The organism is Rhodococcus sp. WY5 (genome assembly GCF_018588185.1).
GTDB lineage: Bacteria > Actinomycetota > Actinomycetes > Mycobacteriales > Mycobacteriaceae > Rhodococcus_F > Rhodococcus_F qingshengii.
Map to the genome: position 1 here is coordinate 1701413 of NZ_JAAMPR010000001.1, position 19591 is coordinate 1721003.

Annotated in this window: 22 protein-coding genes; 12 read left to right on the forward strand and 10 right to left on the reverse strand. The window is 62.5% G+C overall.

Features of this window, described 5'->3' with window-relative positions:
- Positions 1–94 precede the first annotated feature (94 nt).
- Complete coding sequence (locus G4D79_RS07720; protein ID WP_003942939.1) at positions 95–901, reverse strand: alpha/beta fold hydrolase; 807 nt, start codon at positions 899–901, stop codon at positions 95–97.
- A 75-nt stretch (positions 902–976) separates the two neighbouring features.
- Here G4D79_RS07720 and G4D79_RS07725 point away from each other — a divergent pair, with 75 nt between their 5' ends.
- Positions 977–1738 (forward strand): DUF2127 domain-containing protein, encoded by a 762-nt coding sequence (locus tag G4D79_RS07725; RefSeq protein WP_003943067.1) that lies wholly within the window; start codon positions 977–979, stop codon positions 1736–1738.
- On the opposite strand, the gene G4D79_RS07730 is transcribed toward G4D79_RS07725, so the two are convergent.
- Both G4D79_RS07730 and G4D79_RS07735 read right to left on the reverse strand, forming a co-directional pair.
- Positions 1722–2861 carry a cation:proton antiporter gene (locus G4D79_RS07730; RefSeq protein ID WP_030536077.1) on the reverse strand — a complete coding sequence of 380 codons (1140 nt, stop codon included), beginning with the start codon at positions 2859–2861 and terminating at the stop codon, positions 1722–1724. The two genes, G4D79_RS07725 and G4D79_RS07730, sit on opposite strands and share 17 nt — an antisense overlap.
- Before the next feature lie 7 nt (positions 2862–2868).
- Positions 2869–3231 (reverse strand): hypothetical protein, encoded by a 363-nt coding sequence (locus G4D79_RS07735; protein WP_042446474.1) that lies wholly within the window; start codon positions 3229–3231, stop codon positions 2869–2871.
- A gap of 272 nt (positions 3232–3503) precedes the next feature.
- Here G4D79_RS07735 and G4D79_RS07740 point away from each other — a divergent pair, with 272 nt between their 5' ends.
- A complete protein-coding gene (locus tag G4D79_RS07740) occupies positions 3504–3950 on the forward strand; it encodes a cupredoxin domain-containing protein (protein WP_042446430.1) in 447 nt (148 codons plus the stop codon).
- Between the two features lie 81 nt (positions 3951–4031).
- A complete protein-coding gene (locus tag G4D79_RS07745) occupies positions 4032–5822 on the forward strand; it encodes a CocE/NonD family hydrolase (RefSeq protein ID WP_099697159.1) in 1791 nt (596 codons plus the stop codon).
- Positions 5823–5840: 18 nt separating this feature from the next.
- Here G4D79_RS07745 and paaI read toward each other — a convergent pair whose 3' ends face one another.
- The 4 genes from paaI to G4D79_RS07765 form a co-directional block, all read right to left on the reverse strand.
- Complete coding sequence (paaI, locus tag G4D79_RS07750; protein ID WP_047269444.1) at positions 5841–6209, reverse strand: hydroxyphenylacetyl-CoA thioesterase PaaI; 369 nt, start codon at positions 6207–6209, stop codon at positions 5841–5843.
- A 66-nt stretch (positions 6210–6275) separates the two neighbouring features.
- Positions 6276–6587 carry an EthD family reductase gene (locus G4D79_RS07755; RefSeq protein WP_007730606.1) on the reverse strand — a complete coding sequence of 104 codons (312 nt, stop codon included), beginning with the start codon at positions 6585–6587 and terminating at the stop codon, positions 6276–6278.
- A 6-nt stretch (positions 6588–6593) separates the two neighbouring features.
- The gene (paaZ, locus tag G4D79_RS07760) at positions 6594–8636 is read right to left on the reverse strand and encodes a phenylacetic acid degradation bifunctional protein PaaZ (RefSeq protein ID WP_099697158.1); all 2043 of its coding nucleotides are present in this window, start codon (positions 8634–8636) and stop codon (positions 6594–6596) included.
- 88 nt (positions 8637–8724) lie between these two features.
- Positions 8725–9336 (reverse strand): TetR/AcrR family transcriptional regulator, encoded by a 612-nt coding sequence (locus G4D79_RS07765; RefSeq protein ID WP_007730612.1) that lies wholly within the window; start codon positions 9334–9336, stop codon positions 8725–8727.
- 107 nt (positions 9337–9443) lie between these two features.
- Between G4D79_RS07765 and G4D79_RS07770 the strand changes: the two genes are divergently transcribed.
- The 9 genes from G4D79_RS07770 (at position 9444) to paaK (ending at position 17096) form a co-directional block, all read left to right on the forward strand.
- Positions 9444–10172 (forward strand): enoyl-CoA hydratase/isomerase family protein, encoded by a 729-nt coding sequence (locus tag G4D79_RS07770; protein WP_007730615.1) that lies wholly within the window; start codon positions 9444–9446, stop codon positions 10170–10172.
- Positions 10169–11026 (forward strand): 3-hydroxyacyl-CoA dehydrogenase family protein, encoded by an 858-nt coding sequence (locus tag G4D79_RS07775; protein WP_099697157.1) that lies wholly within the window; start codon positions 10169–10171, stop codon positions 11024–11026. Before G4D79_RS07770 ends, G4D79_RS07775 begins: the two co-directional genes overlap by 4 nt.
- Positions 11027–11053: 27 nt before the next feature.
- Positions 11054–11839 (forward strand): enoyl-CoA hydratase/isomerase family protein, encoded by a 786-nt coding sequence (locus G4D79_RS07780; RefSeq protein WP_058226875.1) that lies wholly within the window; start codon positions 11054–11056, stop codon positions 11837–11839.
- Positions 11840–11931: 92 nt separating this feature from the next.
- Entirely contained in the window at positions 11932–12900 is a 969-nt protein-coding gene (gene paaA, locus G4D79_RS07785; RefSeq protein WP_007730621.1) for a 1,2-phenylacetyl-CoA epoxidase subunit PaaA, read from the forward strand.
- Positions 12897–13214, forward strand: coding sequence for a 1,2-phenylacetyl-CoA epoxidase subunit PaaB (paaB, locus tag G4D79_RS07790; RefSeq protein ID WP_007730622.1), 318 nt, complete (start codon positions 12897–12899; stop codon positions 13212–13214). Before paaA ends, paaB begins: the two co-directional genes overlap by 4 nt.
- Before the next feature lie 28 nt (positions 13215–13242).
- Entirely contained in the window at positions 13243–14160 is a 918-nt protein-coding gene (gene paaC / locus G4D79_RS07795; protein WP_099697156.1) for a 1,2-phenylacetyl-CoA epoxidase subunit PaaC, read from the forward strand.
- 2 nt (positions 14161–14162) lie between these two features.
- A complete protein-coding gene (gene paaD, locus G4D79_RS07800; protein WP_037130654.1) occupies positions 14163–14669 on the forward strand; it encodes a 1,2-phenylacetyl-CoA epoxidase subunit PaaD in 507 nt (168 codons plus the stop codon).
- Positions 14670–14673: 4 nt separating this feature from the next.
- On the forward strand, positions 14674–15753 hold the full coding sequence (gene paaE, locus G4D79_RS07805) for a 1,2-phenylacetyl-CoA epoxidase subunit PaaE (RefSeq protein WP_099697155.1): 1080 nt from the start codon (positions 14674–14676) through the stop codon (positions 15751–15753).
- Between the two features lie 41 nt (positions 15754–15794).
- Positions 15795–17096, forward strand: coding sequence for a phenylacetate--CoA ligase PaaK (gene paaK / locus G4D79_RS07810; protein WP_007730627.1), 1302 nt, complete (start codon positions 15795–15797; stop codon positions 17094–17096).
- Between the two features lie 2 nt (positions 17097–17098).
- On the opposite strand, the gene G4D79_RS07815 is transcribed toward paaK, so the two are convergent.
- From G4D79_RS07815 to G4D79_RS07825, 3 genes are all read right to left on the reverse strand, one after another.
- Positions 17099–17722: a LysE family translocator gene (locus G4D79_RS07815; RefSeq protein ID WP_042446415.1), complete on the reverse strand. Its 624-nt coding sequence runs from the start codon at positions 17720–17722 to the stop codon at positions 17099–17101.
- 92 nt (positions 17723–17814) lie between these two features.
- Complete coding sequence (locus G4D79_RS07820) at positions 17815–19008, reverse strand: globin domain-containing protein (protein WP_042446412.1); 1194 nt, start codon at positions 19006–19008, stop codon at positions 17815–17817.
- A gap of 31 nt (positions 19009–19039) precedes the next feature.
- Entirely contained in the window at positions 19040–19489 is a 450-nt protein-coding gene (locus G4D79_RS07825; protein ID WP_099697154.1) for an Rrf2 family transcriptional regulator, read from the reverse strand.
- Positions 19490–19591 lie beyond the last annotated feature (102 nt).

A 19591-nucleotide genomic window follows, 5' to 3' on the forward strand; every position in this document is an offset into this window, starting at 1 on the left:
AACTGTAGGACGGCGATGAATGATCCGGACATGGCCGGATTGTCGAGTGGCTTCTATCTCATAGGACGCCGCGTCCAGCAGGTTGTCCAGCAGGTTACTGTGCGAAACTGCCGAGGAATCGTTGCAACAGTGGGTTGTACACCTCAGGGGCTTCCCAGAACGCTGCATGCCCCACACCGGGAATCACGTGATACGTGCCCTCCCAGAGATTCGCGAAGGTCAACGACGCGACATACGACGTGTTCACGAACGGGTCCTCGGCGCCGTCGATCACCGCGAGAGGCACAGACGCCGTTGCAACCAGAGCCTTCTGATCCGATTCGCGGCCCGCGCCGAATGCGTCGAACATGATCTTGCGAGCGCGTCCGTCCGTGCGTATCGCGGCGTCGAGGGCAGCCTGCTCGAAGGGAACGGCGGTCATTCGTGCGTAGAGTTCGGCTTCTTGCGCGGTGATGACCTCGGTGCCGCCGATGGACAATCCGTCGCCGGCATTGAAGGCGTCGCCGAGCGTCTCGGGATTTGCCGGCGGCGTACCGGTGATGACGATTCCGGTGAGCCCGGGGAATTTCGCGATCAACTCGAGAGCGATGTGTCCGCCGAGCGACCAGCCGACGACAACGGCTCTTTCGACGCCGAGTTCGGTCAGAACATCGACGATGGCGTCGGCGTAACCGTTCTGCGTGTATGCGGCTTCGGGATCGCTCGCGTCCTCGGAGTCGCCGTGGCCGAGTAGGTCCAGAGTGATCATGCGGTAGTCGCCGGCCCAGTCGGCGTCGACCTGATGACGGAAGATGGAGCGGCTGGCCGAGTTCCCGTGGATGAAGACAACCGGAAAACCGTCGGTGGCACTGTCGTCGACTGCCATGACGCCATGCCGGGTTTCGATCTTGGTGGTTGTCATCGGAATCCTCATCGTTCGAAGTGCACGGTCAGCGGGTATCCACGCTACCGGGCATATGCGGCATAGAGTTCACCCGTGGACTTCGCATTGCGCTCGTGCAGTTGGCACGGTCACGAGACCTACGCTCCGGACGAACCTGAGCTGCGGGATCGACTACATGTGGATACTGCGGTGGGTCAGGCGTGGCGGTGCCTACGTTGCGGCAACTTCGTCCCGGGAGCGCCCCGAGCATCGGGACCGGCGGACGCCGCCCCCGAGGTTCCGCGGGGGAGGCTGCTTCGCGACCGGTTGATCATGCGACTTCTCGCCACCGAGAGAATGTTCCGCGCTCTGGGTTTGGTTCTTCTGGCGATCGGTGTGTTCGAACTGAGATCGTCGAAGGGTCGCGCCGAGGACGCCTTCGAGAACGAATTGCCGTTGATCAGGCCACTTGCCCGTCAATTGGGCTGGAACATCGACGATTCCAAACTGGTCCATCACATCGAGCAGGCGTTTTCGTTGTCCGCTACGACGCTCACCTGGATCGCAGTCGGGCTGTTGGTCTACGCCGGCCTTCAAGTGATCGAGGCAGTCGGCCTGTGGATGGTCGAACGCTGGGGCGAGTACTTCGCGGTGGTGGCGACCAGCTTGTTCCTGCCCCTCGAAATCTACGAATTGACCGAGAAGATCACGTGGTTGAGGGCCGGGTTGCTGCTGGTGAACATCGCTGCCGTCGTATGGCTGATCTGGAGCAAGCGACTCTTCGGTGTCCGCGGCGGCGGCGCGGCGTATCACGCCGAACATTCGGAGGAGAGCTTGCTGACGGTGGAGAGGGCCGCGGTCAAGCAGGCTTCGTGAGACCAGCTTTCGACGCGGCAGCACCCGCCAGCGTTGCTGCACCGATCGTGATCATGGCGGCGAGGAGGATGGCTGCGGGTTCACCGTCGCCCATCACCCCCAATTGAGTGCCCACCGTAACTGCGGCAACCGGTACTCCCAGTTGTGCGGCGGACAGCACGCCGAGAGGGAGCGGGAGACCGAGGGCGCGTATCGCGGCGTGAACCACGAGAGTTGCTCCGCCCAAGACCAATCCGAGCCAGATGGCGGACGGATGGGTGACGAGGTCGCGCAGATTGATCGCCGCTCCCAACCAGACGAAGAAGAGGGGAGCGAAGAAGCCGTCGGTGATGGCGAAGAGCTGTTTGGCGAGGCGGCGGGGTTCACCGATCGCGGCAAGAACGAGCCCGAAGGCGAAGCCCGCGAGCATGATCGACACGTGAGTGCTCGACGCCAGCGCTGCCAGAGAAAAGAGGATCACCAGATTGATCCGGAGTTCGAGTGCAAACTTTCGTTTCTCCGAGAATTTGTGGAGCCTTCGCCAATGGCCGGACCGGTGGAAGGCTCGCAGTACGAAGAACAAGGCAACCGCACACGCCGCCACAGCCAGTGCGCCGACACCGGCACGAGGGGCATTGTCCGGATCGATCACCAAAGGCAGCGCAACAATGCAGACGGTGTCCGCGATCGCGACCTGGGCAGTCATCTGCAGAACCGAGGTTCCACCGAGCCCCAGCGAATCGACGATGGGGAGAATCAACGCCGCGGACGACGACGCGATCAGGACCGCGTACAGCGCGGCGTGACCGGTGCCGAATGCCGTCGCCGCACCGTAGCCGGCAACAACCGACAGAAGTCCGACGACAACCGAGCGAACGGCACCCTTGCCGATTGCCGCACGGACTGCCGGATCGCGGACCGGGACGTGTGAGCCGGCCACCATCATCGTGAGCGCGAATCCGATATCGGCCAGGAACGTGAAAGTCTGGTCCGAAGAGTCGAGCAGCCCGAAACCGGTGACACCGAAGACGACGCCCGCGGCAAGTTCGCCGACCACCACGGGGACATGCCAGCTGACGCGAGCGCCGAGCAGCGGGCCGAGAATGCCGGCCAGCGCGACGAGGGCAAGGATGCCGAAGGTCATCGACGACCTACGAGTTAACTGTCGAGGGTGCGATCTTCGCGGGGATGGCGGTGTTCTCGTCCACGTGGTAGCTCGCACAGACACGGTGGTAGCCGTCGGCGATCTGCGCCGGTACTCCGGCGCGGAAGTCTCCCTGCACCAGCAGGATCGGCGACAGCGCGATCCCCTTGCGGATCTTCAACAGGTCGGCAGCAACGTGTGGGTTGTCGACAGGCAGCAGGGGTAGCCCGGCAGCCCGCAGGATGTCTTTGGCCTTCTTCGAGACCAGCGTCGCCGTCTTGAGGGCGTACACGAGAGCTTGGACCTGAACCGGCGTCGCGCCCAACTGGAGGTAATCGCGGGCTGCCGGGTAGTCGTGCTCGTCCGGCAGGTCCTTCCAGAGAACGGCGGGAGCCTTCTCGGCTACCTTCGGCTCTGCTGTCTTGGGAGCCTTGGGCTGCGCTGCCTTCGACGCCTTCGGCTGGGCTGCCTTCGACGTTTTGCTCTTGGCCATCTGTGCTGTTTCCTTCAGTGTCGGTCCGCGAGTGGAGCTGGTGCAGAAATCGTGCACTATCAGCGCCGCAGGCACCACATCGGAGCTGTTTGGCCCCCTAGGCGGCGGGTAATCAGCAGACTGCGGGGGAACGAGCAGGAGGCGAAGCAATGAAGCGGATTCTCGCAGTGCTCGCAGCGCTGATCCTGGCGGTGTTCGCACTGACCGCGTGCAGTGACAACAACGATTCGTCGGACAACGATTCGGCCGATCACGACGGCATGGGGATGACCAGTATGCCGATGACCAGCATGCCGACCAGTATGTCGATGCCGAGCATGCCTCTGGGTATGTCGACGCCGGGAGCGTCGTCGATGGGAATCGTGATCAGCGGTTTCGAATATTCGACGCCGGAGTCGGTGATGCCCGGACAGGTACTGACCATTCAGAACAACGACACCGTCGAGCACTCGGTCACGTCCGATACCGCGGGGTTGTTCAACGAGGACATCGAAGCGGGTGAGACGGAAACCATCACGGTGCCGAACGAGCCTGGAACGTACACGTTCCACTGCACCTACCACCCGAGCATGCACGGCACCTTGACGGTCAAGTAGAGGTCGGCTCGGTCTGGCGTGACTTTCGCGAGAAAACGTTGGCGGCACGCGCCGGATTGAGCTGGTGGAGAACAGATCCGGGTGTACGGTTTTCAGGTGCGCCGGAGAACAGCGATCAGTGTCGTCACGCTCGTGGTTTGCGCCCTCGGCTTTTCGCCGCCGGCGCTCGCGGATTCACCGAACGGCTCGTATTCGTCACAGCTGCTGTACTTCTCGGTCGATGTCGGGCCTGAACTCTCGACGCCGTGCACCGTCGTCGGTGAACTCTTTGTTCCCGATGGCGTCGACGCTGACAACCCAGCTCCCGCGATCCTGACCACCAACGGGTTCGGCGGTTCGTACAAGGACCAGATTCCTGCCCTGCAGAACTTCGCCGAGAACGGGTATGTCGGACTGACGTATTCGGGATTGGGTTTCGGCGGCACGAGTTGCAAGATCACACTCGACTCGCCCGCATACGACGGTATCGCCGCTTCCCAGTTGGTCAGCTTCCTCGGCGGCCAAGAAGGGATTGCCTTCACGGATCAGGCTCTGACGCAGCCCTATCCGGCGCTCACCACGGTCGTTCAGGACTCCGTCGATCACACCGGTGCACCGTCGACGAACGACCCGCGGGTCGGAATGACGGGTGGCTCTTACGGCGGCGGGATTCAATTCGCCGCCGCGAGTGTCGATCCCCGTATCGACACGATCATCCCCATGATCACCTGGAACGATCTCTCGTATTCTCTGGCGCCCAACAGCACCGGGATCATCTCCGGAGTGTCGACTGCGGAGCCGGGAGCCGCGAAGGTGCTCTTTGCATCGCTGCTCTTCGGCGCGGGCATCGCGAATCCCGGTGTGGACGGTTACATCGCAGATCCCGCACGGCTACCCGGCTGCCCGAACTACGTCCCTTACATGTGCAACGCGATCGCCGAGGCGGTGGTGACCGGCGACATCGGACCGCAAGTAGTGAGTGAGCTCCGAGCGTCGTCGGTCTCGTCGTTCGTCGACCGGATCAACATTCCGGTACTGCTTGCTCAGGGGCAACAGGACACCCTGTTCGATCTGAACGAGGCAACCGCGACTTACGACGCGCTGAAGGATCGTGGCGTCGAAGCCAAGATGATCTGGCATTCGTGGGGGCACAGCCACTTGGCCGCTGCGCCGGGCGAGTTCAGCTTCTCCGCACCCGACGAGGATACCCAGTACGAGACCGGTCGCTTCATGGACTGGTTCGATCACTACCTCAAGGACGAGAACACGGAGACCGGACCGGAATTCGCGTATTTCCGCAACTGGATCGACTACGAGGGAAACGCGGCACCGGCCTACGCGACGTCCGACACCGTCGATGTCGGGACCGCTCGCGCCTTCCATCTGTCCGCTGACGGGGGACTGCTACCGGACGGCACGCCGGTGATACCGGGTTCGAAGACGATCGTCACCGCACCGGCTGGGCTGCCGACGGGCGTAGAGCCACTCAATATCAATCCGGCCGGAAACATTCCGAATGCACAGATTCCGGGAACCGAGGCGCTCTGGACCACTGCGCCGATGACCGAGGCGATGGACGTGGTGGGAGCCCCCACTGTGACGCTGCGTGTTGCGGCGCCCGGACAGCCGGTGGTGTTCGCGAAACTCTACGACGTGGCTCCGGACGGAACTTCCTCGCTGATCAACGGACTCATCGCACCCATACGCATCAGTGATCCGTCGCAGCCGGTGCCGGTGACGATGCCGGCGATAGTGCATCGATTCGAGCCAGGGCATTCCGTGCGTCTCGCGATCACCGGTGGCGACATCAGTTTCCGTGGGGGACTGCAAGGTATGCCGGTGACGATCTTTGCCGACGGTTCCGGCCCCCTCGAACTTCCCGTCGTGGGCTGATACACCGTGGGCTGAATTTCAGCGGGTGATGGTTCGACTGTCGCCGCGGAACTCGGCCACGACGGCGTCGCCATTGCGAACGGTCACGTCGTAGATCCCACTTCGGCCGCCTCTAGCCTTCTCGGTGGCGACCGCGGTCAAGGTGTCGCCCAGACGGGTCGGACGCAGAAATCTGATGTCCGCGCGCGCTGCAACGGCTGAATCCTCGTAGCCGTTGCAGGCGAGCGCAAACGCGGTGTCCGCGAGCAGGAAAACATAACCGCCGTGTGTGATTCCGTGACCGTTCACCATGGTTTCGCCCACGGTGACGGTCACGGTTGCGCTACCGGGCGCCAGTTCGGAAATCTCGATACCGAGTGCCTGCGATGCCTGGTCCGCGTCGAACATCTCTCTGGCGGTGATGCTTCCTGTACTCACGAGACAACTCCTGTGTGATCGGGAAATTGCAGGGGTCTAGAGGACCGAGACAACTTCCTGGACATACATGTCGACCGTGCCGGTGGCAAAGTTTGCGACATCTTTTCCAGCGGCGCCCATCTCCGGGGACTTCAGGCCGCTCTGCATAGTCTCGAGATCGGGAAACTCGAGGTTGGCGACGGCATAGAAGACTGGATCGGAGCCGTCCAGCGTCGAGCACTTGCTGAACGTGAAGTCCGAGAGCCCTGGCACTGCGCTGGCGAGCGGGACGTGGATCTCGTTGTAGTACTTGTCGAAAGCCTCCGGATCGGTGGGGCGTCCGTAACACACTGCTACTCGATAGGTCATGTGCTTTCAATTCCCTTCGGGGCGAGTCTTGGCTACCAGAGTCAGGACGTCGTATGTCGCGACCGGATCGTTGTCCTGGTTCGTCACCACGGCGTCCCAACGAACCTCACCGTAGTCGGCGCTGCTGCGAGGTGTGATGGTCTTGGCTGTGAGGGTGACCGTCAGGCTGTCTTCGGCTTTGACCGGAGTCAGGAACCTGAGGCTGTCCACGCCGAAGTTCGCGAGAACCGGGCCGGGAGCCGGGTCGACGAACAGGCCCGCAGCGAGTGAGACAACAAGATAGCCGTGCGCGACGATGCCGCCGAAGAGTGGATTCGCCGCAGCGGCCACCGGATCGGTGTGAGCGTAGAAGGTGTCACCGGTGAACTCTGCAAAATGATCGATGTCTGCGAGTGTGACCTGGCGCGGACCGCCGACAACAGTGTCACCGATCTTCAACTCGGCGAGACTCTTTCGGAATGGATGTTCGGATCCGGTCGTGCGCTGCGATCCGGTGAACCAGCGCTCGCCGACTGCGGTGAGGACGTCGGGTGTGCCCTGTACGGCGGTCCGCTGCATGTGGTGCAGAACTCCGCGGATGCCACCCAGCTCCTCACCGCCGCCGGCACGGCCGGGACCGCCGTGTACGAGGACTGGAAGGGGAGAGCCGTGGCCGGTGGATTCCTTGGCGTCGTCGCGGTTCAGCACGAGCACTCTGCCGTGAAAAGCTGCGAGACCCAGCACCAGTCGACGTGCGATGTCGGTGTCGGCAGTGACCACCGAGGCGACGAGGCTTCCCTCGCCACGGGCCGCGAGTTCGATCGCATGATCGATGCCGTCGTATCCGATGACGGTGCTGACGGGTCCGAAGGCCTCCAGTTCGTGTACCTCGTGCGCATTCTCTTCCGCCCGGAGAAGGACTGGGGAAAGGAAGGCTCCTGACTGGCCGTCGGCACCGACCACGTCGACGTTGTCCGGGTCTCCGAATACGATAGTTGCCGACTTCGTCAGACCGCGAATGGATTTCAAGACCTCGTCACGCTGTTCGATGCTGGCGAGAGCTCCCATAGTGACGCCATCAGCATCGGGGTGTCCCACGACCACTTTGTTCAGTCGCTCGGATGCGGCATCGACAACGGCGTCGACCAGCGAGAGCGGGACCAGGGCGCGCCGGATCGCCGTGCACTTCTGGCCCGCCTTGACCGTCATCTCGGTGACGAGTTGTTTGACGTACAAATCGAATTCGGGCGTTCCTTGTACGGCGTCCTCGCCGAGGATCGACGCGTTGAGTGAATCGGCTTCGGCATTGAAATGGACGCCCTTGCCGACGACGTTCGGGTGAGCACGCAGCGTTGCTGCGGTGTCGGCGGATCCGGTGAATGCCACTGAGTCCTGCCCGCCGAGGTGATCGAGGAGGCCGCGTGCACTACCGGAGAGCAGTTGGACGGAACCCTCTGGGAGCAAGCCTGACTCGATGATGCGCCGGAAGACGAGTTCGGTGAGATATGCCGTGGAACTGGCAGGTTTGACGATGGACGGCACCCCCGCGATGAATGCCGGTGCCAGCTTCTCCAGGAACCCCCACACCGGGAAATTGAAGGCGTTGATCTGCACGGCGACGCCGCGACGTGATGTATAGATGTGTTGCCCGAGGAAGGTTCCGCCCTTGCCGAGAGGCTCGACGTTTCCGTCCAGAAAGACTGTGCTGTCGGGCAATTCGCGCCGAGCCTTGCTCGCGTAGCTCAGCAGGGTCCCGAATCCGCCGTCGATGTCCACCCCGGAATCTCGCGTCGTCGCGCCGGTGGCAGTGGAGAGTGTGTAGAACTCGGCTTTTCCTGCCATCAACGTGAGGGCGAGAGCCTTGAGCGCGCCGGCACGTTCGTGGAAGGTCATCGCGGACAGTGCAGGCCCGCCGACCTCGCGGGCGTACGTAACCATCTCGGCGAGGTCGATGCCGGTTGCGGAGATCCGGGCCACCTCCGATCCGTCCACTGCGCTCGGCAACGGGGTACCTGCGTCCGGTGCGGCGTACCACTGACCGGCCACATAGCTTTCCAACAGTCTGCTCACGACAACTCCATCTCACCGTACGTTCGGTTGGTAATTACGATCGCCCGGTAACGCCGCGTTGTCAAGGATTCGGCAGAACTGCCTGGAGTCAGGCCTTGCGAAGTCCGTCGAAAGTGACGGCGACGACCGCGTCGGCGATGTCGGAGACGGACTCACCCGCTCGGGGTTTGTACCACTCGATCAGTGAGTTGACGGTGCCGAACATCAGCTTGCTGGCGAGGGCTGGTTCGATGTCCGGGCGCAAGTCTCCCTCCGCTGCGGCGGACGCGACGAGACCTCCGACGAAGTTGTCGAATTCGCGTCGACGAGCTAGCGCGGCGCGCTCGACCGTCGTGTTGCCGCGGACGCGCAGGAGCAGGGTGACGTATGGAAGCTCTGCGACCAGCACCTCTACGCTGCGCCGGACCAGGTATTCGAGCCGGTCGATGTACGGACCGGTGGTGGCGCCCTCTTCGGTCGTGACCGCAAACAGGGCGTTGAGTGCACGCGAAAGGGCGAGTTCGAGAAGTTCTGACTTTCCGGACACATGGTGGTAGATCGAGGACTTCGTGATGCCGAGTTTCTTGGCGAGCACCTCCATGCTGGCGCCGTCGTAGCCCTTGTCGTTGAACACCTTCACGGCCACGGCCAGGAGCGAATCGAGGTCGTAGCCGGGACGTCCGGGGAGGCCGGTGCGTCGAGTGGGGCGTGCCGTAGTCATGTCCCCATCTTCTCAGTTCGGGCAAAGCTGTGCACCATCCTCGTTCTCACCCTTGCCAAACGACCGAATGTTCGGTTACTAATGGAGAAGAGCGAGAAGGAGCGAATGTGAACACCCTGCACGTGGACGAGCGCGAGGATCGCGTCGTGGTCACCCTCGACAGGCCCGCGCAACGCAATGCGATCAACGCGGAAATGATCGACGAACTGCATCAGGTTTGTGGACGCCTCGAACGGGATCCGAAGCTGCTCCTGCTTGCGGGGCGCGGCGACCACTTCGCAGGCGGCGCTGACATCGCGGAGCTCCGAGAGCGCGGACGAGAGGAAGCGTTCGCGGGTATCAACCGCACGCTGTTCGACCGAATCGGAAAGCTCCCGCTTCCCACCGTGGCCGCCGTGAGCGGCTACGCGCTCGGCGGTGGGGCAGAGTTGACCTACGCCTGCGACATTCGCATCGCGACAACGACGGCGGTCTTCGGGAATCCGGAGCCCAATCTCGGCATAATGGCAGCCGCCGGCGCCAGCTATCGATTGCCGAAGCTCGTCGGCGTCTCGATCGCGAAGCAGGTGCTCCTCGGCGCCAGGAACCTCGACGCCGAGCAGGCGCTACGAGCGGGCCTGGTTGTCGAGGTAACCGAACCGAACTGCCACGTCGACGCAGCGCATCGGCTGCTCGACCGCATTTCCCGACTGTCCCCGCTGGCACTGCGATTGACCAAGATCATCGTCGATGCGCCGGGATCGCATCCGTTTGCCGACGACATCGCCCAGGCCGTCCTGTTCGAGAGTTCGGACAAGCGCGATCGCATGACGGCCTTCCTGGAGAAGAAATCATGACTGAAGCAGTTGCACCGAAGACCGTCGGAGTCATCGGCGGTGGACGCATGGGTGCGGGTATCGCCCAGGTGTTCGCCAGTCTCGGCGGGGCGGTCACCATCGCGGAGAGTGGCGACACCGCGGCCGCGTTGCAGCGTGTTTCCGCCGGCCTCGACAGAGCTCACGAGCGAGGGAAACTCGACGACCAGGACCCCGCGACGGTGCTGGCGCGCGTGAGCACCGTGGACGCAGTGACCTCGTTGCCACCGTCGCTCGACCTGATCGTCGAGGCGGTCCCGGAAATTGCGGCCCTCAAGGTCGAGGTGCTCGCCGCTGCGGAAACCGTTGCCGGAGAAAGCACCGTGATCGCCAGTAACACCAGTTCCATATCGATCGCCGAACTCGGCGCAGCGCTGACGGATCCGGGCCGGTTCATCGGTATGCACTTCTTCAATCCAGTCCCGGCGTCGCTGTTGGTCGAGATCGTCCGGGCGCCTCAGACCCGCCCCGAGGTTGTCGACTCGGTACGAGCATGGGTGTCGATGCTCGGCAAAGCCGAGGTGCTCGTCAACGACTCACCTGGTTTTGCAACCAGCCGGCTTGGTGTCGGTCTCGGGCTCGAAGCCATCCGCATGCTCGAAGAGGGTGTGGCGGACGCGGAATCGATCGACCGAGCAATGGAATTGGGGTATCGGCATCCGATGGGCCCGCTGCGTTCGACAGATCTGGTCGGGTTGGATGTGCGCCTGGCGATCGCCGAACACCTCGCGAGCACGCTCGGTGATCGATTTGCACCTCCAGCACTGCTGCGAGAGAAGGTGGCTCGCGGCGAGTTGGGGCGCAAGACGGGACAGGGTTTTCACACATGGAGCTGAACCGAACTGCCTGCGAAAGGAACATCGATGACTGACGTGATTCGCTTGGAGATCGAGCGAGGTTTGGCGACAATCACTCTCGACCGACCCAAGGCCGCCAATGCCGTCAACGGCGAAATGAAGTCTCAGCTGCTCGAAGCGTTGCTGCAGGTCCACACGGACGCAGAGGTTCGAGCGGTGTTGATTCTCGCCGAAGGCAAGAACTTCTGCGTCGGTCAGGATCTGGGCGAGCACGCTGCAGCGTTGGATGCTGATCCGGCGCACGCGATGGATACCGTCGAGGCGCACTACAACCCCATCGTCACGGCGCTGTCGACGCTCTCTGTCCCGGTCGTGGTGGGTATCGGCGGTGCCTGCGTCGGGGCCGGGTTGGGAATCGCGTTGGCCGGAGACATCCGTGTCGTGGGGGCTCGCGCGAGCTTTGCGACGGCATTCACCGGCATCGGTCTGGCCAGTGACTCCGGGCTCAGTCATGCGCTCGTGCACGCGCTCGGACCTAGCCGCGCCAGTGGCCTGATGTTGCTCGGCGACAAGTTCGACGCGCAGAGCGCGCTGGAGTGGGGCTTGGTTCATCGCGTGGTGGCCGACGAGGACGTCGCAGCTGAGGCTCGGGTACTCGCGCGTCGGCTTGCCGACGGACCCACCGCGGCCTTCGCCCACGTGAAATCGCTGATCCGTGCCGTTGCTCCTGGGCTTTCCCAGACGCTGGCGGCCGAGGCGAACGCACAGGTGGAGCTGGGTTCCACGGCAGATCATCGAGGCGCAGTCACGGCTTTCCTGTCGAAGCAGAAGCCGGTTTTCGGGGGCCGCTGATTTCTGGTGCGGCGAAAGATTCTCTTGTGTGCTGGGACACCTCGGTGCATACTAGTTACCAACCGATCATTCGGTAATAAAAGGTAGGTACGATGACCAACGTGGAAGCTCCACAAGACCTGCAGAACCTGTTCGACGAGACGATCGCGGCAGACCAGCGCATCGAGCCTCGCGACTGGATGCCGGACGGCTACCGCAAGACTCTGATCCGTCAGGTTGCCCAGCATGCGCACTCCGAAATCATCGGAATGCAGCCCGAGGGAAACTGGCTCACCCGTGCGCCTTCGTTGCGACGCAAGGCGATCTTGATGGCGAAGGTCCAGGACGAAGCCGGGCACGGTCTGTATCTCTACTCCGCGGCCGAGACGCTCGGTGCCGATCGTGGCGATCTGACCACCAAACTGATCGAGGGAAAGCAGAAGTACTCCTCGATCTTCAACTATCCGACGCTGACATACGCCGACGTGGGTGTGATCGGCTGGCTGGTCGACGGAGCTGCTATCTGCAATCAGGTTCCGCTGTGCCGCAGCTCCTTCGGGCCGTATGCGCGCGCGATGATCCGTGTGTGCAAGGAGGAATCGTTCCATCAGCGGCAAGGCTTCGAGCTGTTGGCGACGATGATGCGCGGCACGGAAGCTCAACGGGCAATGGTGCAGGAAGCCGTCGACCGATGGTGGTGGCCCGCTCTGATGATGTTCGGACCGCCGGACGACGAATCGCCGAACACCGAGCAGTCGATGAAGTGGCGCATCAAGCGGCACACGAACGACGAACTGCGGCAACGATTCGTGGACATGTCGATACCGCAGGCCGAGATACTCGGTGTGACCTTCCCTGATCCCGACCTGCGCTGGAACCCCGAGCGTGGCGCACACGATTTCGGCGAGCCGGACTGGAGCGAATTCATGGACGTGGTCCGCGGCAACGGAGCGGCGAGCGTCGAGCGGATCACCAATCGGAAAGCCGCACACGACAACGGGGCCTGGGTTCGCGACGCCGCGTACGCCTTTGCACAGCGCGAGAGACTCGCGCACGATCGCACGACTGGGGAAACATCATGAGCGAGAACGATCAGGTACAGCGCGATCAGGTGCGGGGCGAATGGCCTTTGTACGAGGTATTTCTGAGGGGAAAGCGCGGACTGAACCACGTGCACGTCGGATCCCTGCGCGCGGCAGACGATCAGATGGCCCTACGCCACGCGCGCGACGTCTACACCAGACGTAACGAAGGCGTGAGCATCTGGGTCGTGCCGTCAGCGAACATCGTGGCTTCGAGTCCGGCAGAAAAGGATCCGTTCTTCGCGCCGAGCGGCGACAAGGTCTACCGGCACCCGACTTTCTACGACATCCCGGACTCCGTTCCGCACATGTGAGAATCACTTCGACTTCGAGGACCAACAGATGAACGATCACGACAGTGCCTACGACGGCCTGGTCGACGGCGACGGCCACGGTCAGTGGGCGTTCGGAACCAGCTTCGACGACCCCCTCGCCGGAGTCGACACCACGGTGCCGGATGACGTCGATCTCGGTGCGCTGGCGCACTACTGCCTCATGCTCGGCGACGACGCGCTCGTCAGTTCGCAGCGACTCGCCGAATGGTCGACGCGGGCACCGGAACTCGAAGAAGAGGTAGCTCTCGCCAACGTCGGCCTGGACTTGATCGGGCAGGCCAGGCTGCTGCTGGCTCGCGCGGCAGCAGCCGATTCCACTGTGGTTCCGTTCATCTCCGATACCTCTCCGGTGCCGGCTGAAGATGCGCTTGCCTTCTTTCGTGATCAGTTCGGTTTCCGCAACGTGAGACTGGTGGAACTCGCCAACGGCGACTTCGCGCACACGGTCGTTCGGCTACTCGTGTTCTCGACCTGGCGGCTGGCGCTGTTCGATCGGCTGCGCATGTCGCGCGATCCGGTTCTCGCAGCTGTGGCGAACAAGGGCGTCAAGGAACTGACCTATCACCGCGACTACGCGGCAAGATGGGTCGTCACCTTGGGCGCCGGCACGGCAGAATCCAAGCGTCGGACGGCCGACGCCTTGCTCGAGATCTTCCCGTTCGTGGACGAACTCTTTGTTCCCACTCAGGACGAACTCGTCTTGGCAGAAGTTGGCGTCGGAGTGGACCCGCGTACTGTTCGGCCGGAGTTCGACGCTGTTCTTGCCCAGGTCCTCCATGCAGCCGAAATGGAAGAGCCCCCTTCGCGTTTCTCCGGTTTCGTCGGCGGCCGCGGCGGGCGTGCCGGACTGCACACCGGGGCACTGGGGCTACTTCTCGCCGAAATGCAGAGCGTCGCTCGGGAGCATCCGGAAGGGGTGTGGTGACCGTGACTGCCGCTACCGTCTCTTCCGCGCAGGAGATCGTCGCCTCGGTGATGGATCCGGAGATGCCACTGTTGACCTTGGCCGATCTCGGCGTCATCCGATCGGTCGACGTCGAAGCGAACTTGGTCTGTGTGACAATCACTCCCACCTATTCCGGGTGTCCGGCGATGGCGACGATGCGAGACGACATCGAGCACAAGCTGACCGACGCGGGGTACGGCAGCGTCCAGATCAAGACTCAACTGTCGCCGCCTTGGAGTTCGGATTGGATCAGCGAAGAGGGGCTCGCGAAACTTCGGACGGCCGGGTACTCGGTGCCGGGGGCCGCGCCGCGTCGCACCTCCGGCCCGATCGCCTTGACCTTGACGGCCAAGCCGCGCGACATCCTGTGCCCCCAGTGCGGTTCGGCAAACACCAGACTGAGTTCGGAATTCGGTGCGACCCTGTGCAAAGCGCTCTATCGCTGCCTCGACTGCCTCGAGCCGTTCGATCACGTGAAGGAGATCTGAACAGATGAGTACCGCAACGACGAACCGGAACAAACCATTTCACGTGTTGACGGTCGCCGGTGTCGAATCACTGTGCGACGACGCAGTTGCCGTCACCTTCGACGTGCCTGCCGATATCGCCGATCAATTCGACTTCGGCGCCGGGCAGTCACTGACACTGCGGCGGATGATCGACGGCGTCGAACACCGTCGCTCCTACTCGATCTGTGCACCGGTAGGGGCGTCTCCACGGGTGGGGGTTCGCGAAGTGGCAGACGGACTCTTCTCCTCCTGGTTGGTGCGAGACGTCAAGGCCGGGGATCGAATCGACGTCCAGGGCCCATCTGGCAATTTTGTCGCCGATCCGGCATTGGGTGGACGGCACGTCCTGATCGCGGCGGGCTCCGGAATCACGCCCATGTTGTCCATCGCTGCAACACTGCTGGTGAACCCCGAGGCCGATGTCACCCTGCTGTACGGGAACAGGCGCACCCGTTCGGTCATGTTCGCCGAAGAGATCGCCGACCTGAAGGACCGGTACGGTGCGCGCCTGGACGTTATTCATGTCCTCTCTCGCGAGCCGCGCGAGGTCGAGTTGTTCTCGGGCCGTCTCGACGCCGACCGGTTGCGTGAGATCTTCACCTCTCTCGTTCCGTGCGACCAGGTCGACGGCTTCTGGTTGTGTGGTCCGTTCGGGATGGTCAACGACGCCCAGGAAGTACTGGCCGGCTTGGGAATTGCCAAGGATCGCATCCATCACGAGCTGTTCTACGTCGACGACGTCGCTCCGCCGGTTGCAGTGCATCGTGAGCCCGGAATTGTGGGACCAGGCAGCGAGGTCACCATCACGCTCGACGGTCGATCGACCACCGCGACACTTCCGCGAGACCAGTCGATTCTCGATGCAGCGGAACAGTACCGATCGGATCTGCCCTTCGCGTGCAAGGGCGGGGTCTGTGGAACGTGTCGCGCCAAGGTCACCTGCGGTGACGTCGAGATGCGCAGGAACTACGCACTCGAAGACTACGAAGTCGGCGCGGGTTTTGTACTGACCTGCCAGACCTTCCCTGTCGGTGAACAGATAACAGTCGATTTCGACGCCTGACCGCCCGCACAGCGCCCTCACTGAGCCCACCGGAGACAATCATGACCGAACTCGTCACTGCTACTTCGCAAGAAATCGAATTTGCCAGTCGGGACCGCATTTCGACGCTCCAACTCGAGCGGATGCAATGGTCCCTGATGCACGCGTACACCAATGTTCCGCACTACCGCAAAGCTTTCGACGACGCCGGCGTCCACCCGAGCGACTTGAAGGATCTGAGCGATCTCGCGAAGTTTCCCTTCACCACCAAAGCGGATCTGCGTGAGAACTATCCGTTCAAGATGTTTGCGGTGCCACAGGACCGGGTCTCGCGAATTCACGCGTCTTCGGGGACCACCGGTCGCCCGACGGTGGTGGGGTACACGAGCAACGACCTGAACAACTGGGCCGATCTCATCGCGCGCAGTCTCTCGGCCGGCGGCGTGCGGTCTTCGGACAAGGTTCACGTGGCTTACGGGTACGGTCTGTTCACCGGTGGGTTGGGAGCACACTACGGTGCGGAGCGCTTGGGCTGCACGGTCATTCCCATGTCCGGTGGCATGACCGAGCGGCAGATTCAACTGATCGAGGACTTCGAGCCCGACGCCATCATGGTGACTCCGTCGTACATGTTGACCATCGTGGATGCGATGATCAAGAAAGGTATCGATCCCTCGAAGACCTCACTGAGGGTGGGAGTTTTCGGAGCGGAGCCGTGGACCGAACAGATGCGTACCGAGCTGGAACAGCAACTCGACATGCATGCGGTCGACATCTACGGACTCTCCGAGATCATGGGCCCGGGTGTGGCAATGGAATGTGTGGAAACCAAAGACGGGCTCCATATCTGGGAAGACCACTTCTACCCGGAGATCATCGATCCGGTCACGGGCGAAGTGCTGCCGGACGGTGAAGAAGGTGAGCTGGTTTTCACCTCTCTCACCAAGGAAGCGCTGCCCATCATTCGCTACCGAACCAGGGACCTGACCCGTCTGTTGCCCGGTACGGCGCGCTCGATGCGTCGGATGCAGAAGGTCACCGGCCGGACCGACGACATGATCATCCTGCGTGGGGTCAATCTGTTCCCCACACAGATCGAAGAGCTGATCCTGACCGTCCCCGCCCTGGCACCCCAATTCCAGTGTGTGCTCGAGCGTCCGGGCCGGATGGATACTCTGACAGTGCGCGTCGAGGCTCGCCCTGACGCGGCAATTTCCGATCATGCGGCAGCGTCTTCGGCGTTGCAGAAGCTGGTGAAGAACAAGATCGGTGTCACGGTCGAGGTGAGCGTTCTCGAACCCGGCGGACTCGAACGCTCGATCGGCAAAGCGCGTCGTCTGATCGACCAACGTCCGAAGGACTGAAACTACTCCAGGGCCATGCGGGTGGCGAAGATTCCGAGAATGCCACCAGCTAGCCATTTCTGAGCCCGCATCCACACCGGACGCGCCATGAGGAAGGTCGACACGGCTGCCGCACAGCACACGATCAACGCGTTGACGGTGACTGCGACCAGGATCTGCACGCCGCCGAGTACGAGTGCCTGTTGCCAGACCGGACCCGCAGTGGGATCGACGAACTGGGGGATCAGGGCCGCGTACATCAGCGCAATCTTGGGATTGAGCAGATTGGTGGTCAACCCCATCCCGAACAGACGGCCGCTACCGTGGCGGTCGACCTCGCCCACCTCGAAAGCGGACTTCCCACCTGGTCGGAGTGTCGACCAGGCGAGATAGGCCAGGTACAGGGCACCACCGATTTTCACCGCGGTGAACACCGTTGGTACGGCGAAGAGAACCGCCGTCAGCCCTGCACACGTGGCGGCGAGGTAGACCAGGAAACCGGTTGCGACTCCGCCGAGCGAGATCAAACCCGCCCGGCGGCCCTGGCTGATGCTGCGGGACACCAGATAGATCATGTTGGGGCCCGGTGTCAGAACCATCGCCAGGGCGATCAGCGCGACTCCCGTCATCGACGCTGACGTGATCATGTCGGTCTCCCACTACTCGATGCGTATGTTTCTTCGAGTACACAAGGGTTTGCAGTCGCGCGCCAAGGTCCAGTTCGCAGGCAGTGGTCCGCTCAGGTGTTGGCCCAGCTGTCGGGCCCGAAGACCTCGTAGTGGATATTCTGTGCCGGGACGTCCCTTTCGAGCAACGATGCGCGCATCGCCAACATGAACGGCATCGGCCCGCAAAGGAAGGCTTGGGTATCGGGCTCCACTGCAATACCTTGCAAATCCGCCCGTCCTTCGTGAACCGATCCGAACGCAACGTGCGTGCCGAGATCCTCGTACCAACGGTGCAGGGTTGCGGCGGGAATCTGGTCGACGAGTGTGCTGAGTTCTGCGCGGTGCGCGTGATCCGCAATGGATCGATCCGCATGGATGACAGATACCGAACGGTCAGCACCGGTGTCCACGAGATGATTGAGCATCCCGATCATCGGTGTGCAACCGATTCCGGCCGACGCGAGCAGGAGCGGTGAGTTGTCGTCCGGCATGGTGAGATCGCCGAAAGGTGTGGTGACGGAGAGTTCTTGACCTTCGAATACGTTGTTGTAGAGGAAGTTCGACACTTCGCCATCGGGAGTTCCGGAGATTCGCTTGACGCTGATCCGCCAGTCTGCGCTGCTCGGTATCGAACACAGGCTGTATTGGCGGATCTGACGGGCGCCGTCGGGCAGCGTAACCCCGACCGAAAGGTACTGTCCGGGAGCGAAGGTGGGGAGCGCGCTACCGTCGAGCGACGTGAGTGTCAGTGAGACGGTGTCGGCGGACTGAAGAACTCGTTCGCTGATTCTGACCGTGCGCCAGACGTCACCGGCGTCGACGCCGGCGAGTTGGTAGAGGCCTCGCTCCATCGTGATGAGGGTTTCCGCCATCAGCCAGTAGACCTCGTCCCAGGCTGCTGCGACCTCGGGAGTGACTGCATCGCCGAGTATTTCGACGATCGCGGCAAAGAGGTGTTCGTGCACGATTGCGTACTGGTCGGGCGTGATTCCCAGCGACGCATGCTTGTGGGCGATACGTGAAAGTATGAGATCGACCTTGGCGCTGTCCGGCTCGAGCTGAAGCGTCGCGAATGCCGCGATGGCGCCGGCGAGAGCCTTCTGCTGTTCGCCCTGCTTCTGATTGCCGCGATTGAACAAATCGCGTTCGAGTTCAGGATGCGCGTCGAACATCCTGCGGTAGAACAGGGTTGTGATATCGCCGATGGCAGCGCCGACCACGGGAAGGGTGGCGCGAATGACCTCGGTTGACTGTGGGGAAAGCATGAGCTGCTCCGTTCGGTCGAAATTCGATTGATCAGCCTGCTTCGTCGCTCCGGGTGGTGAGGCGTAGCAGGACAGTTTTGGACGGCTGCCGGATGACGTCTTCGATCGTGACCGCGTCGAGTGAAACGAAGAACGCTTCCTGTGCTTCGCGCAAAGCGCTCCGAAGGAGGCAACCTCCGCGCAGTGGGCACGGTTTGTCCCCTTCGCAGTCGACGACTTCACCCGCGCCTTCGAGGCGTCTGGCCAGCCAGCCGATGGTGGCGGTGCGGCCGAGTTCGGTGATGGAAAGCCCACCGCCGCGGCCGCGCCTGGTTGTCACGATGCCGAGCTCTCCGAGCCGTGTAACCACCTTGGTGGCATGGGAGTACGACACGTTGAGCTGCTGCGCAACATCCCGGGTACTGGGGGAGGCATCCGCGTCGAGTACGGCCAACCGCATGACGACGCGCAATCCCAGATCGGTGAACTGCGTCAGTTGCATGATCTGAACCTACATAATTCGCATCTGAGATGACTATTTATGTGAGGGGGATCTCGAGGTGCCCCAACCAGGGCGAACGGTACGTTCGGCGCCTCCAGTGCG